The 12,944-nt window shown below is 43.7% G+C and carries 14 protein-coding genes and 1 riboswitch; of the genes, 7 read left to right on the top strand and 7 right to left on the bottom strand.

Annotated elements, in window-relative coordinates:
• The first annotated feature begins 22 nt into the window (after positions 1-22).
• On the top strand, positions 23-808 hold the full coding sequence (gene tasA, locus Q5C82_RS10460; protein ID WP_003226340.1) for a biofilm matrix protein TasA: 786 nt from the start codon (positions 23-25) through the stop codon (positions 806-808).
• A gap of 93 nt (positions 809-901) precedes the next feature.
• Here the strand turns inward: tasA and sinR are convergent, their stop codons facing one another.
• From sinR to Q5C82_RS10480, 4 genes are all read right to left on the bottom strand, one after another.
• On the bottom strand, positions 902-1,237 hold the full coding sequence (sinR, locus tag Q5C82_RS10465; RefSeq protein ID WP_003226345.1) for a transcriptional regulator SinR: 336 nt from the start codon (positions 1,235-1,237) through the stop codon (positions 902-904).
• 33 nt (positions 1,238-1,270) lie between these two features.
• Positions 1,271-1,444 carry an anti-repressor SinI gene (gene sinI, locus Q5C82_RS10470; protein ID WP_003226347.1) on the bottom strand — a complete coding sequence of 58 codons (174 nt, stop codon included), beginning with the start codon at positions 1,442-1,444 and terminating at the stop codon, positions 1,271-1,273.
• 185 nt (positions 1,445-1,629) lie between these two features.
• Entirely contained in the window at positions 1,630-2,424 is a 795-nt protein-coding gene (locus Q5C82_RS10475) for a YqhG family protein (RefSeq protein WP_003226349.1), read from the bottom strand.
• 20 nt (positions 2,425-2,444) lie between these two features.
• On the bottom strand, positions 2,445-4,118 hold the full coding sequence (locus Q5C82_RS10480; RefSeq protein WP_003226350.1) for a DEAD/DEAH box helicase: 1,674 nt from the start codon (positions 4,116-4,118) through the stop codon (positions 2,445-2,447).
• 168 nt (positions 4,119-4,286) lie between these two features.
• Positions 4,287-4,388: riboswitch (glycine riboswitch) on the top strand.
• Between the two features lie 172 nt (positions 4,389-4,560).
• On the opposite strand from Q5C82_RS10480, the gene gcvT reads away from it, so the two are divergent.
• Genes gcvT through gcvPB form a run of 3 tightly spaced genes read left to right on the top strand, consistent with a single transcriptional unit; the run spans position 4,561 to position 8,484 of the window.
• On the top strand, positions 4,561-5,649 hold the full coding sequence (gcvT, locus tag Q5C82_RS10485; RefSeq protein WP_003226353.1) for a glycine cleavage system aminomethyltransferase GcvT: 1,089 nt from the start codon (positions 4,561-4,563) through the stop codon (positions 5,647-5,649).
• A gap of 29 nt (positions 5,650-5,678) precedes the next feature.
• Positions 5,679-7,025 (top strand): aminomethyl-transferring glycine dehydrogenase subunit GcvPA, encoded by a 1,347-nt coding sequence (gene gcvPA, locus Q5C82_RS10490; RefSeq protein WP_003226355.1) that lies wholly within the window; start codon positions 5,679-5,681, stop codon positions 7,023-7,025.
• Positions 7,018-8,484, top strand: a complete 1,467-nt coding sequence (gene gcvPB / locus Q5C82_RS10495) for an aminomethyl-transferring glycine dehydrogenase subunit GcvPB (protein ID WP_003226357.1) — start codon at positions 7,018-7,020, stop codon at positions 8,482-8,484. The genes gcvPA and gcvPB overlap by 8 nt, the downstream gene beginning before the upstream one ends.
• Positions 8,485-8,521: 37 nt before the next feature.
• Here the strand turns inward: gcvPB and Q5C82_RS10500 are convergent, their stop codons facing one another.
• A complete protein-coding gene (locus tag Q5C82_RS10500) occupies positions 8,522-8,902 on the bottom strand; it encodes a rhodanese-like domain-containing protein (RefSeq protein WP_003226359.1) in 381 nt (126 codons plus the stop codon).
• A gap of 190 nt (positions 8,903-9,092) precedes the next feature.
• Here Q5C82_RS10500 and lipM point away from each other — a divergent pair, with 190 nt between their 5' ends.
• From lipM to Q5C82_RS10515, 3 genes are all read left to right on the top strand, one after another.
• On the top strand, positions 9,093-9,929 hold the full coding sequence (lipM, locus tag Q5C82_RS10505) for an octanoyltransferase LipM (RefSeq protein ID WP_003226361.1): 837 nt from the start codon (positions 9,093-9,095) through the stop codon (positions 9,927-9,929).
• Positions 9,930-10,028: 99 nt separating this feature from the next.
• The gene (mntR, locus tag Q5C82_RS10510; RefSeq protein WP_003226362.1) at positions 10,029-10,457 is read left to right on the top strand and encodes a transcriptional regulator MntR; all 429 of its coding nucleotides are present in this window, start codon (positions 10,029-10,031) and stop codon (positions 10,455-10,457) included.
• Positions 10,458-10,581: 124 nt separating this feature from the next.
• Positions 10,582-11,457, top strand: a complete 876-nt coding sequence (locus Q5C82_RS10515) for a patatin-like phospholipase family protein (RefSeq protein ID WP_003226364.1) — start codon at positions 10,582-10,584, stop codon at positions 11,455-11,457.
• Here Q5C82_RS10515 and Q5C82_RS10520 read toward each other — a convergent pair.
• On the bottom strand, positions 11,454-11,849 hold the full coding sequence (locus Q5C82_RS10520; RefSeq protein ID WP_003226367.1) for an SA1362 family protein: 396 nt from the start codon (positions 11,847-11,849) through the stop codon (positions 11,454-11,456). The genes Q5C82_RS10515 and Q5C82_RS10520 overlap by 4 nt on opposite strands.
• A gap of 39 nt (positions 11,850-11,888) precedes the next feature.
• Complete coding sequence (locus Q5C82_RS10525) at positions 11,889-12,845, bottom strand: DUF1385 domain-containing protein (protein WP_003226369.1); 957 nt, start codon at positions 12,843-12,845, stop codon at positions 11,889-11,891.
• Positions 12,846-12,944: the final 99 nt, after the last annotated feature.

A 12,944-nucleotide genomic window follows, 5' to 3' on the forward strand; every position in this document is an offset into this window, starting at 1 on the left:
TCCAATAAAAGGGGAGTTTGCCATGGGTATGAAAAAGAAATTAAGTTTAGGAGTTGCTTCTGCGGCACTAGGATTAGCTTTAGTTGGCGGAGGAACATGGGCAGCATTTAACGACATTAAATCAACGGATGCTACTTTTGCGTCAGGTACGCTTGATTTATCTGCTAAAGAAAATTCAGCGAGTGTGAACCTGTCAAATCTAAAGCCGGGAGACAAATTGACGAAAGATTTCCAATTTGAAAATAACGGCTCACTTGCAATCAAAGAAGTATTAATGGCACTAAATTACGGTGAATTTAAAGCAAACGGCGGCAGCAATACATCTGCAGAAGATTTTCTCAGCCAGTTTGAAGTGACCTTATTGACAGTTGGAAAAGAGGGCGGCAATGGATATCCGAAAAATATTATTTTAGATGATGCCAATCTCAAGGACTTGTATTTGATGTCCGCTAAGAATGATGTAGCGGCCGCTGAAAAAATCAAAAAACAAATTGACCCTAAATTCTTAAATGCAAGCGGTAAAGTCAATGTAGCAACAATTGACGGTAAAACCGCTCCTGAATATGATGGTATTCCAAAAACACCGACTGATTTCGACCAAGTTCAAATGGAAATCCAATTCAAAGACGACAAAACAAAAGATGAAAAAGGGCTAATGGTCCAAAATAAATACCAAGGCAACTCCATTCAGCTTCAGTTCTCGTTTGAAGCGACACAATGGAATGGTTTGACAATCAAAAAGGAACATACTGATAAAGACGGTTACGTGAAAGAAAATGAAAAAGCGCATAGTGAGGATAAGAATTAATAGCAGCAATAAAAAGAGACGGCCCAGTATTCCATATACTGGGCTGTCTCTATGTTTATTGACAAAAGAGGAGTTAGTGCCTCTGCTCAGGCACTACTCCTCTTTTTGGGATTTTCTCCATTTTTGATAATCTAAAAATTCACGAAATTGTTTTTTCGATACCCCGGATGTCATTGCATCGCGAACCAATTTCTCCCATTCACTATCTAATTGACCATCGTATTCGGTTTCATGTTTCTCATCGAGCAAAGTATGAACCGAGACGTCCAGAACAGCGGAGACTTTTTCGAGAAATTGAATGGAGGGGTTCGTTTGTAGATTTCGTTCTATTGAGCTTAAATAAGACTTCGCTACCCCAGCTTTTTCAGCTAGTTCTGATAGTGAGTAGCCTTTTTCTTTACGGTATTGTTTAATACGCTGGCCAATCAATGTCATCACCTTCCTTGTGATATTATAGCACATTCAGAAAGGATTTACGGTATGACTTCTGGCTGCCGGACCAGGATGAGCAGACTTTTTGTTTAAAAGTAAATATTTTCGTATTTCTTCCGGGCTGATATTTGCCTCTTTGGCTTTCATCATTAATTCAACCCATTCTTGATCTAATTCGAAGTGCTCTTGTTTTGCATTTTTCATGCAGTTTCTCCTCCTAAAATACTTGTTTATGTATTTCAGCCAGTCCGGCCATGACTCATTGTATGCCTTCATTGGTCTCTGGAAGTCATTTGCCATAGAAATTGCCAGAATTTTTTTCCAATATACCTTTATTATAATCGCATTTTTTCAAAAAAAACGAGAACGATGTCGAATGGTAAAAAAAGTTAGACTGAAATATTGTTTTGCAGATAAAATAATCCGCCATTTTCAATTTCAACTGATATCTTAGGTTGATACAAGGCTTTCAGCGCCTGTTTTTCTAGATGATACTCTTCTGGTTTTTCTTCTATATGCTCATAAAACTTGTCAAGCAATGTCATATCATTTTTCCACCTGCTTACCGCCTGTTCTGCCCAGTCTGACGGTTCCTGCATGGCGGATTTTGCAATATAGTTTTCCATCCGCTTCAGGCCGCTTACTGGTTTGATCATAGGCGATATGGTGAAACAATAGTCACATATTTGAGACGTCAGTGGCAACTGTGTCAGCTTGCTGTGAAAATCTTCAATTATGGTTCCAGAGACTAGGTGAAGACCTAGTGACAATAGCTTATCCTTTTTCATGTCGGACTGGTATGAAATCGTGACATTTATACCAAGCCAAGGCTGAAGTGGGACTTTAGCTCCGGCTGATTCAATTTTCTCATACATTCTGGTAAATCTCCCATTTTGTTTAACAGCTTTAAACATTTGAAAAAGGCGCGGCGCCCCAAAATAAATAAATTCGCCGTCTAGGTCTTTTGGAGCAGATTCTTTATCTGTAATAAAAGTGATTTTCATCGGATTTGGATCGCCGCCTGTCTTCTCGCGCCAGTGCCAGTAGAAAGGGCGGTTCATGATCTGTTTGTCCATTTCAACTGTAAGCTGCACTGTCATATAGCCTGAACCTTGATCGACGATTTGGCAGCTGTTTGCCTGAAAAAAACGAAGCAGAAAATCGTGAACCTCTTGCTGTCTCACTTATAAAACCTCCTTACAGGCTAAGATCCTCTTTTTTCAGCAGGCTGCTGTTTTTTATAAGACAAAAATGAGGTTAAGTTATCCATTTTTATTTTCATTTCTTCTTCTGTTGCTGAATGGTACAAAATTTCGTGCAGGTGCTCTTCAAAATTGTTCACTTGAATTTTCGTTAAAATATCATCAAGTTCGCCGACCACTTTTTCAAACAAATGAATTTTTTCATATAGCAGCTTTAAAATATGCTCTTCCACCGTATGTTTTGTCGCCATGTTGTAAATGTGCACGTCACGCTCCTGTCCGAGCCTGTGAATTCTTCCGATTCTCTGTTCAAGACGCATCGGATTCCATGGCAGGTCATAGTTGATCATGTGATTGCAAAATTGCAGGTTGATCCCTTCGCCGCCTGCTTCAGTTGCAATCAGGACTTGGACCTTTCCGCGGAAAAGATCCTTCATCCAGTCTTTTTTCCCGCGTTTAAATCCGCCTCTGAACGGCACAGAGCTGATGCCGTTTTGCTGAAGAAACCATTGCAGGTAAATCTGGGTGGCCCGGTATTCTGTGAAAATAATGACCTTATCGTCTATCTTTTTGATCAGGTCAATCACTTGAAGCGCTTTAGAGTTTTGTGTCACTTGATTGATGCGGTCTATTAAAACCGAAATAGTATGTTCATCAATGGCCGGTGCTTGCTTCTCTTTTTGATCAAGCATTTTTTTCAGCGTCATATACACAGCTTCCCTGCTCGAACAGCATTCTCTTTGCAGGGTCATAATTGAGAACATGCTGGCCGGCTTATTGATGCCTTCCTTCAGGCTGGAAATTTCATCGTAAAGCGCCTGCTCTGATGGAGAAAATTCAATTGGCACTGTTTCAACATGGCGCTGTTTCCAATTCAGCCCGGTATCATGCCGCCTGTTGCGGATCATGACTTTATTCACAAGATCTTTTAAATGCTCATGAGCTTCTAAACTGGATTTCTTCTTGGCGAACTCTTCCTGAAAGTGATTCTGACTGCCTAAATGGCCAGGCTTTAATAAGGACACCAAATTGAAAATTTCTTCGATACGGTTTTGAATTGGTGTCGCGGTAAGAAGCAGGCAATATTTTTTTACGAGATTCCGGACAAATTCATAGTTCTTCGTTTTGCTATTTTTCAATTTGTGTGCCTCATCAATAATGACGAGATCATATGGGATTGACAGCACAATTTCACGGTGGGGCGAGCGCTTTGCAGTGTCGATTGATGAGACGACAATATCGCATTGCTCCCACACGTAGCTTTTCTTTTGTTCAACAGCCGGGATCAAAAATTTTTCCTGAAGCTCTTTGACCCACTGAGACACAAGGGAAGCGGGCACAAGGATCAAAATCTTTTTGGCTAAACCGCGAATCATATATTCTTTTAGAATCAGTCCGGCCTCAACCGTTTTCCCGAGACCCACCTCATCTGCTAAAATCGCTTTCCCGTTCATTTTTTCGACCACTTTTTGCGCTACCTCAAGCTGGTGGGGGAGCGGTGTAAAGGAAGGCAGGTATAAAGGGGCCCGTAAGCCTTCAAATTCAGGAATGGCTAATGTTTTCTGGATTTCTGCAGAGAGCTTGTACAGTTCCCAGTTCGCCCACGGTCCATCGTTTTTCAGTCTATCAGCGAATTTTTCAGGCCATTTTTCATCGTAGATCATTTCTGGATTCATTGCTTTGAAACCGCCTTTCTTATTCTTCGATTCTTAAAATGAACAATATAAGAAAAATCTGCCCAAATTGCTGTTGCCCAGCATATAGTGATGATGGTAGGATATGAGTATGTATTTGATGTTAGATATTGCTATAGTATGTCCATAACAGCATGAAAATATGAGCGAATGACAGCAAGGGGAGAGACCTGACCGAGAATCTCGGGATACAGGCGCCGAAGGAGCAAACTGCGGAGTGAATCTCTCAGGCAAAAGAACTCTTGCTCGACGCAACTCTGGAGAGTGTTTGCGCGGATGCGCAAGCCACCAAAGGGGACGTCTTTGCGAACGCAAAGTAAACTTTCAGGTGCCAGGACAGAGAACCTTCATTTTATATGAGGTGTTTCTCTGTCCTTTTTTGTATGTTTTTTTAGCCGCGCCGTTGAAAAAGGGGAGGAATTCGATGCTGAAAAGAACGCCGTTATTTGAACTGTATAAGGAATATGGAGGAAAAACGATTGATTTCGGGGGCTGGGAGCTTCCTGTTCAATTTTCTTCTATAAAAAAGGAACACGAGGCTGTCCGAACTGCGGCCGGGCTGTTTGATGTATCTCATATGGGAGAAATCGAAGTGTCCGGAAACGATAGTCTGCCTTTTTTGCAAAGGCTGATGACAAATGATGTTTCCTCATTATCGGCAGGCCGTGCGCAATATACGGCGATGTGCTATCCGGATGGCGGAACCGTCGATGATTTACTTGTCTATCAAAAAGGAGAGAACCGCTACCTGCTGGTCATTAATGCTTCTAATATAGATAAAGACCTGGCTTGGATGAAAGAACATGCAGCAGGTGATGTGCAGATTGACAATCTGTCAGATCAAATCGCGCTCTTGGCTGTACAGGGGCCGAAAGCAGAAACCATCTTAAAAAATCTGACAGCTTCAGATATGTCTGCATTAAAGCCGTTTGGGTTTATTGACGACGCTGATATCAGCGGCTGCAAAGCACTTATTTCGCGCACCGGCTATACGGGTGAGGACGGGTTTGAAATTTACTGCCGCACTGATGATGCTGTGCATATTTGGAAACAAATCATTGATGCAGGGGAAGTATACGGACTGATTCCATGCGGTCTTGGTGCACGTGATACGCTCCGGTTTGAAGCGAAGCTCCCGCTCTACGGCCAGGAGCTGACCCGGGATATTACACCGATTGAAGCAGGTATTGGCTTTGCCGTAAAGCACAAAAAAGAATCTGATTTTTTTGGTAAGTCAGTATTGAGTGAACAGAAAGAAAACGGAGCGAAGCGAAAGCTTGTCGGACTCGAAATGACCGAAAAAGGGATACCGCGGCACGGATATGAAGTGTTCCATAATGGCAAGTCTGTCGGAAAGGTGACAACAGGCACGCAGTCACCGACATTAGGGAAAAATGTCGGTCTTGCCCTAATTGCTGCGGAGGCGAGTGAAATCGGGACAGTTGTAGAGGTGGAGATTCGCAAAAAATTAGTGAAAGCAAAGGTTGTCAAAACACCATTTTATAAACGCTAATATTTTTTCTTGGGGAGAGGAGTCAACACATGAAGCACCGTTATTTGCCTGCAACAGAAGAGGATAAACAGGAAATGCTTGCCGCTATCGGCGTAAGAGGCATCGATGAATTATTTGCTGATATACCGGAAAATGTCAGATATAAAAAAGAGTATCAAATCAAAAAAGCGAAATCAGAAACGGAATTAACAAGAGAACTGACAAAGCTGGCCTCTAAAAATCGTGATACGGTACAACACGCGTCTTTCTTAGGAGCAGGTGTATATGATCACTTTCAGCCTGTCATTGTGGATCATGTCATTTCACGCTCTGAGTTTTATACGGCGTATACACCTTATCAGCCGGAAATTTCACAGGGGGAGCTTCAGGCTATTTTTGAATTCCAAACGATGATTTGTGAACTGACAGGAATGGATATTGCCAACTCCTCTATGTATGATGGCGGAACAGCCTTGGCGGAAGCGGCAATGCTTGCTTCAGGCCACACGAAAAAGAAAAAAATCGTTGTGTCAAAAACCGTGCATCCTGAATCGAGAGAAGTGTTGAAAACGTACGCAAAAGGTCAGTATATTGAAGTCGTTGAAGTTCCCGCTGCAGATGGCGTTACCGATCTGGATGCTTTGCGCCAAACCGTTTGCGAGGACACCGCCGCCGTAATCGTTCAGTACCCGAATTTTTTTGGCCGGGTCGAGCCGTTACAGGATATTGAGCCTATCGCTCATCAAGGGAAATCCATGTTTATTGTGTCAGCCAACCCGCTTGCGTTAGGTCTCCTCACTCCACCGGGCAAGTTTCAGTCTGATATCGTCGTCGGTGATGCGCAGCCTTTTGGCATTCCTTCAGCATACGGAGGCCCGCATTGCGGCTTTTTTGCCGCCACCAAAAAATTAATGAGAAAGGTGCCGGGCCGCCTCGTCGGACAAACGGAAGACGAAAACGGAAAAAGGGGCTTTGTGCTTACTTTACAAGCCAGAGAGCAGCATATCCGACGGGAAAAAGCGACATCAAATATATGCTCAAACCAAGCTTTAAATGCGCTGGCAGCTTCTGTCGCCATGACTGCTCTCGGAAAAAACGGCGTAAAAGAAATCGCCCGCCAAAATCTCTTAAAAGCCAACTATGCAAAGCAAGAAGCAAAAAAAGCAGGCCTTACCGTTATGTTTGACGGACCGATGTTTAATGAATTTGTCATCAAACTGGATGAACCGGTGAAAGCTGTGAACCAGCGTTTGCTGGCAAAAGGCATCATCGGCGGATATGATCTTGGGCTGGCGTATCCGGAGATGGACTGTCATATGCTGATTGCTGTAACGGAGCTGAGAACAAAAGAAGAAATCGACGCACTCATTCAGGAATTGGGGGATCGCCATGAATAATCAGGATCAGGCACTTATTTTTGAGCTTTCCAGAGAAGGCCGTATCGGCTACAGTCTTCCGGAACTCGATGTACCGGAAATCGAATTGGAGGAGCTATTGTCAGACACCTATATTCGTGATGAGGACGCAGAGCTGCCGGAGGTGTCCGAGCTGGATATTATGCGCCATTATACAGCGCTGTCCAAACGTAATCACGGGGTGGATTCCGGCTTTTACCCGCTCGGTTCTTGCACAATGAAATACAATCCGAAAATAAATGAAAAAATCGCGCGAATTCCCGGTTTTGCTGCGATTCATCCTCTTCAGGATGAAGACACGGTGCAAGGCGCTTTAGAGCTTTTATATGATTTAAGCAAACACCTTGAGGAAATAACGGGAATGGATGAGGTCACGCTTCAGCCCGCTGCCGGGGCGCATGGCGAATGGACGGGGCTGATGATGATCCGCGCCTATCATGAAGCGCGTGGGGATTTCAAGCGGACGAAGGTCATTGTTCCTGATTCCGCGCACGGGACGAATCCTGCTTCAGCGACAGTAGCAGGTTTTGAAACGGTTACGGTGAAATCAAATGAGAATGGGCTTGTCGATCTGGAGGATTTAAAAAGAGCGGTGAATGAAGAAACTGCTGCTCTTATGCTGACGAATCCGAACACGCTCGGCTTGTTTGAGGAACAGATCACCGAGATGGCGGAAATTGTTCACCAAGCGGGGGGAAAACTATACTATGACGGCGCTAATCTAAATGCGGTTTTAAGCAAAGCGAGACCGGGAGACATGGGATTTGACGTGGTGCACCTCAACCTGCATAAAACATTCACTGGCCCTCATGGCGGCGGCGGCCCCGGCTCAGGCCCTGTCGGCGTAAAAAAAGATTTGATTCCTTATTTGCCAAAACCAGTTTTAATTAAAAAGGAAGGGCACTTTACATTTGATTATGACCGCCCTCACTCGATCGGCCGCGTGAAGCCGTATTACGGCAACTTCGGCATCAATGTCAGAGCTTATACGTATATCCGCTCCATGGGGCCTGACGGATTAAAGGCTGTTACTGAGAACGCAGTGTTAAACGCGAACTATATGATGAGAAAGCTCGCGCCTTATTACGATCTTCCGTTTGACCGTCATTGCAAGCATGAATTTGTATTGTCAGGGAAACGGCAGAAAAAGCTGGGAGTGCGTACGCTAGATATTGCAAAACGGCTGCTCGATTTTGGCTATCATCCGCCTACGATTTATTTCCCGCTTAATGTTGAAGAATGCATCATGATTGAGCCGACAGAGACGGAATCAAAAGAAACTCTGGATGCGTTTATCGACGCCATGATTCAAATTGCAAGGGAAGCGGAGGAGAACCCGGAACTCGTCCAGGAGGCGCCGCATACGACGATTGTAAAAAGGATGGATGAAACAAAAGCGGCGAGACACCCGGTGCTCAGGTATGAGAAGGAAGAGCGATAAATAAAAACAGCTGTCTATTACAGACAGCTGTTTTGCTTTATTTCTTCGCTTTAATCTTTCCGCCCCATTTTTTAAAGCCGCCTTTTAGGTTGTAAATCTCAGTGCAGCCGTTTTTGCGCAAGGTTTGTGCCGCGCGTCCGCTGCGGACACTGTTTTGGCAGTACAAATAGACAGGCTTGTCCGGACGGATTTCATTTTTTCTCTGTTTCAGCTGGGAAAGCGGAATGTTGCGGGCCCCTAAAATATGTCCGCCCTCAAACTCATTCGGTTCACGAACGTCAATGAGCTGCGCTTTTCGGTAACCCGCGCGAAATTCTTCTTCCGTAAGTGTTTTCATAATTCGCTGCTGATAAACATATGAAGCAATCATATAGATGATAAACGCAGCAAAAATAATCAAAACGATCATATTAGACAATGTGATTCTACTCCTTTAGCATATAAAATCAAAACCCTGCTTCATAAAAACAAGGCCATAGAGCCGTTTTCGACAAATACTATTATAGTAAAGCACAGCGTGATTGTCATCCATAATGGAACTAAAATATTTTCATTTTCCCGTCAGTTTGATAAACTGATTCTATTATAACGGTAAGGAAGGTCTCAAAATGGAAAAAGAAATTTGGCGGTTTATAGACTCAGGCAATGCAAGTCCTGCATTCAATATGGCGCTTGATGAAGCGCTTTTATATTGGCACAGCGAAAAGAAAATTCCTCCGGTAATCCGTTTTTACGGCTGGAATCCGGCGACTCTTTCTGTAGGGTATTTTCAAAATATTAAAAAGGAAATCAATTTTGAAGCAGTACATAAGTATAATCTCGGATTCGTCAGACGTCCGACCGGCGGGAGAGGTGTGCTGCACGATCAGGAATTGACATACAGCGTGATTGTATCGGAAGAGCATCCTGAAATGCCGGCGACTGTTACTGAGGCATACCGGGTCATTTCAGAAGGCATACTCCAAGGCTTTAGAAATCTTGGTCTGGACGCTTACTTTGCCATCCCGAGAACCGAAAAAGAAAAAGAAAGCTTAAAAAATCCGCGGTCATCCGTTTGTTTTGACGCGCCTTCGTGGTATGAGCTGGTGGTCGAGGGACGCAAGGTGGCGGGAAGCGCGCAAACGAGACAAAAAGGCGTGATTCTTCAGCACGGCTCCATTCTGCTTGATTTGGATGAGGACAAGCTGTTCGATCTGTTCTTGTATCCGAGTGAAAGAGTCAGAGAGCGGATGCAGCGCAATTTCAAAAATAAAGCGGTTGCCATTAATGAACTTACAGATATGCGGGTGACGATGGATGAGGCCCGTAAAGCCTTTAAAGAAGGGTTTGAAACAGGCCTTAACATTCATTTGGAGCCGTACGAACTGTCTCAGGAAGAGCTTGATTTTGTTCATCATTTGGCAGAAACAAAATATGCCTCAGATGAATGGAATTATAAGCGGTAAAAAGGGCTTTTGTCCCGCGGAGCATCCTTGTTTTTTCAAGTTCATTAGTGTAAACTTGTAATGGTTTATAAAGTTAAGGTGCTTTTTGGGAGGGTTTCGATGACAACACCAAGTATGGAAGATTATATTGAACAGATTTATATGCTGATTGAAGAAAAAGGATATGCACGGGTTTCCGATATCGCGGAAGCATTGGCAGTCCATCCCTCCTCTGTAACAAAAATGGTTCAAAAACTAGATAAAGACGAATATTTAATTTATGAAAAATATCGCGGTCTCGTGTTAACGTCTAAAGGGAAAAAAATAGGCAAACGGCTAGTATACAGACATGAATTGCTTGAGCAGTTTTTAAGAATCATTGGTGTTGATGAAGAGAAAATATATAACGATGTTGAAGGAATCGAACATCATTTAAGCTGGAACAGTATTGATCGCATCGGGGATCTTGTTCAATATTTTGAAGAAGATGGTGCCCGTAAAAAAGATCTGAAATCAATCCAAAAGAAAACAGAACATCACAATCAATAAAAAGGCGGTCTCAAAGGAGGCCGTCTTTTTTGATGCGCTGCGCCTCGCGTCATTCGTTGGTCTATTTCTTCGCGTGTTTTCTTAAAATGATAGTAAACGATCGGATGAAGGGGGAGAGAATGAGATGTATATTGACGGTGTGTTTTCCGGAGGAGGAGTAAAAGGCATTGCGCTGGCAGGCGCTTATGAAGCGCTTGAGGAAAAAGGCTTCCGCTTTAAAAGGGTTGCGGGTACAAGCGCTGGCTCAATTATTGCCGCTTTCATTGCGTCAGGTTACACCAGTAAGGAAATCCACGCTTTGATTGAAGAAGTGGACGGAGAGAAATTGCTGGACCAGCGATACTCATTTCTCCCCTTAAAGATGCTCCAGTGGGTGTCCATCTACTGGCGTCTCGGCTTATACAAAGGCGACACGATAGAAAAATGGATTGCTGATCTGTTAAGAGCGAAAGGCATAAGGGTTTTCGGTGATTTGCAGAAAGGGTCTCTGCGACTTATCGCTTCTGATCTGACAAACGGCACCATGATTGTTTTGCCGGACGATTTGGTCCGTTACGGGTTAAATCCCGATATGTTTCCTGTTGCCAGAGCAGTAAGAATGAGCTGCAGCATTCCGTATTTCTTTGAACCGATAAAATTAAAAACGGACACTGGCACCGCCACGGTTGTTGACGGAGGGGTGTTAAGCAATTTTCCAATCTGGCTGTTTTCAAAGGAAAGAAAACGCCCAGTGATTGGTGTAACGCTTGCGCCGCGTGAAAGAGAGCGTCCGAAAAAAAATATCCGCAACGCTTTCGAACTGTTTGGCGCCCTGTTTGAAACGATGAAGGATGCACATGACGCAAGGCATATTGCGTCACGGTATGAACAAAACATCATTTTTCTGCCGGTTGACGACGTAATGGCGACCGATTTTCATTTAACACAACAAAAAAAACTAGCCCTGATTGAGCTAGGTAAAAGACGGACAGAGCAGTTTTTAAAACAGTGGACCTATTAAAAAAGCGCTCTGTTTTTCTTTTTATTTTTTTTCCCTTCTATAACAGTCAGTTGAGTCTGGCTTTTTTTCTTGAGAATCATCGGCTTAGGCTTGCTGGCGCTCGGAACGCTTCGCAGGTGGCTGACACGTCCCTTATGTCCGGCGCGGTGTTTTGCTTTTTGTTCTTTCATCCGGCGCCGTGATTGTTTCGCCGCTTTTTTGAAGGCTGCTCCTTCGCTGCCCGCATTTCGATTCATTACATATTTCACAATAAAATAAATAATGATACCTGCCACGATGACGGTTACCGCCATTTTTGCCATTTCTCCGGGATTGGTTACCAACACATATAGAAAACCGAACGCTCCCAGCGCAATTAATACAGCAATAATAGGTTGTACACGATGATTCATAACTGTCCACCTCCGAAAGTAATAGCAGGGCAACGGATACTAGATGACGTTGTGAGAAGGCTTCTGATTCTGTCCAGACATTTCTTCAAGTCTGAGAAGCTCGTTAAAGCTTTCGATGGCAACTTCAACCTGGTCATCCTTGGGTTCTTTTGTTGTTAACAGCTGAAGCCAGAGGCCCGGATAGCCAAGGAATTTGAGTCCGGGAATATCACGAACTTTGTTTGTCAGCTGCAGAACTTCAAAGGATATGCCGAGCACGACCGGTATCAGTGCAACACGATCTATAACACGCAGCCAAAGCGGATCTGTCGGAACAAGCAAATAGACAAACACGCCGACAATAATCGTAAATAAAATAAAGCTTGATCCGCAGCGGTAATGAAGCCGGGACTGGTTTTGAACATTCCCCACTGTAATTGGCAAATTCTGTTCATAACAGTTTATGACTTTATGTTCGGCTCCATGATATTGAAACACTCTTTTAATGAGCGGTGTCATGGACAAAAAATAAATGTAACCGAGCAGCAAAATCAATTTAAACAGGCTTTCAGCCGCAATCTGAGCGATGTCCGATGAAAAAATCGGCCTTGTCAGTTCAGCTAAGAAAACAGGAACCAATGTAAATACGAATTTACTGAACAAAAATGATAAGACGCCGATTACCGCGAGGCTGAGATACATAGACAGCCCGGAGGCTTTTTTTTCTTCCTGCTCAAGTGTCTCGTCTTCAGCTGGATCGAGCCCGTAACGTTCGCTTGAAAAATTCAAATGCTTTGTGCCATTTGCGCTCGCTTCAATAATGGCTGCGATCCCCCGTAAAAACGGTATCTTTTTCACGATGTTCAGTTTCGGATTGTGTTTGCGGGGAAGCTTAAAGTAGTCAATGCTTCCATCCGTTCTTCTGATAGCCGTAACGTAATGATGCTTTCCGCCAAACATAACGCCTTCCACAACTGCCTGCCCGCCGTAAGCGGGCGGAATTTTATGTTTTGACATATTATCAACCTGCCTATTTCTTTAGGATTGCTAACCATTTCCTTTCACTCTATTGTACAGGAAACAGCGCTAAACCTCTAGATTGACAGGCTGAAAAAT

Source organism: uncultured Bacillus sp. (genome assembly GCF_958411575.1).
In the GTDB taxonomy this organism is placed as follows: domain Bacteria; phylum Bacillota; class Bacilli; order Bacillales; family Bacillaceae; genus Bacillus; species Bacillus spizizenii.

Excerpts from the sequence above, each read along its gene's own strand:
- gcvPB (WP_003226357.1), top strand. The coding sequence starts at position 7,018 with ATGAATAATCAGGATCAGGCACTTATTTTTGAGCTTTCCAGAGAAGGC.
- gcvT (WP_003226353.1), top strand. The coding sequence starts at position 4,561 with ATGCTGAAAAGAACGCCGTTATTTGAACTGTATAAGGAATATGGAGGA.
- Q5C82_RS10525 (WP_003226369.1), bottom strand. The coding sequence starts at position 12,845 with ATGTCAAAACATAAAATTCCGCCCGCTTACGGCGGGCAGGCAGTTGTG.
- mntR (WP_003226362.1), top strand. The coding sequence starts at position 10,029 with ATGACAACACCAAGTATGGAAGATTATATTGAACAGATTTATATGCTG.
- Q5C82_RS10515 (WP_003226364.1), top strand. The coding sequence starts at position 10,582 with ATGTATATTGACGGTGTGTTTTCCGGAGGAGGAGTAAAAGGCATTGCG.
- lipM (WP_003226361.1), top strand. The coding sequence starts at position 9,093 with ATGGAAAAAGAAATTTGGCGGTTTATAGACTCAGGCAATGCAAGTCCT.
- tasA (WP_003226340.1), top strand. The coding sequence starts at position 23 with ATGGGTATGAAAAAGAAATTAAGTTTAGGAGTTGCTTCTGCGGCACTA.
- gcvPA (WP_003226355.1), top strand. The coding sequence starts at position 5,679 with ATGAAGCACCGTTATTTGCCTGCAACAGAAGAGGATAAACAGGAAATG.
- Q5C82_RS10480 (WP_003226350.1), bottom strand. The coding sequence starts at position 4,118 with ATGAATCCAGAAATGATCTACGATGAAAAATGGCCTGAAAAATTCGCT.
- Q5C82_RS10520 (WP_003226367.1), bottom strand. The coding sequence starts at position 11,849 with ATGAATCATCGTGTACAACCTATTATTGCTGTATTAATTGCGCTGGGA.
- sinI (WP_003226347.1), bottom strand. The coding sequence starts at position 1,444 with ATGAAAAATGCAAAACAAGAGCACTTCGAATTAGATCAAGAATGGGTT.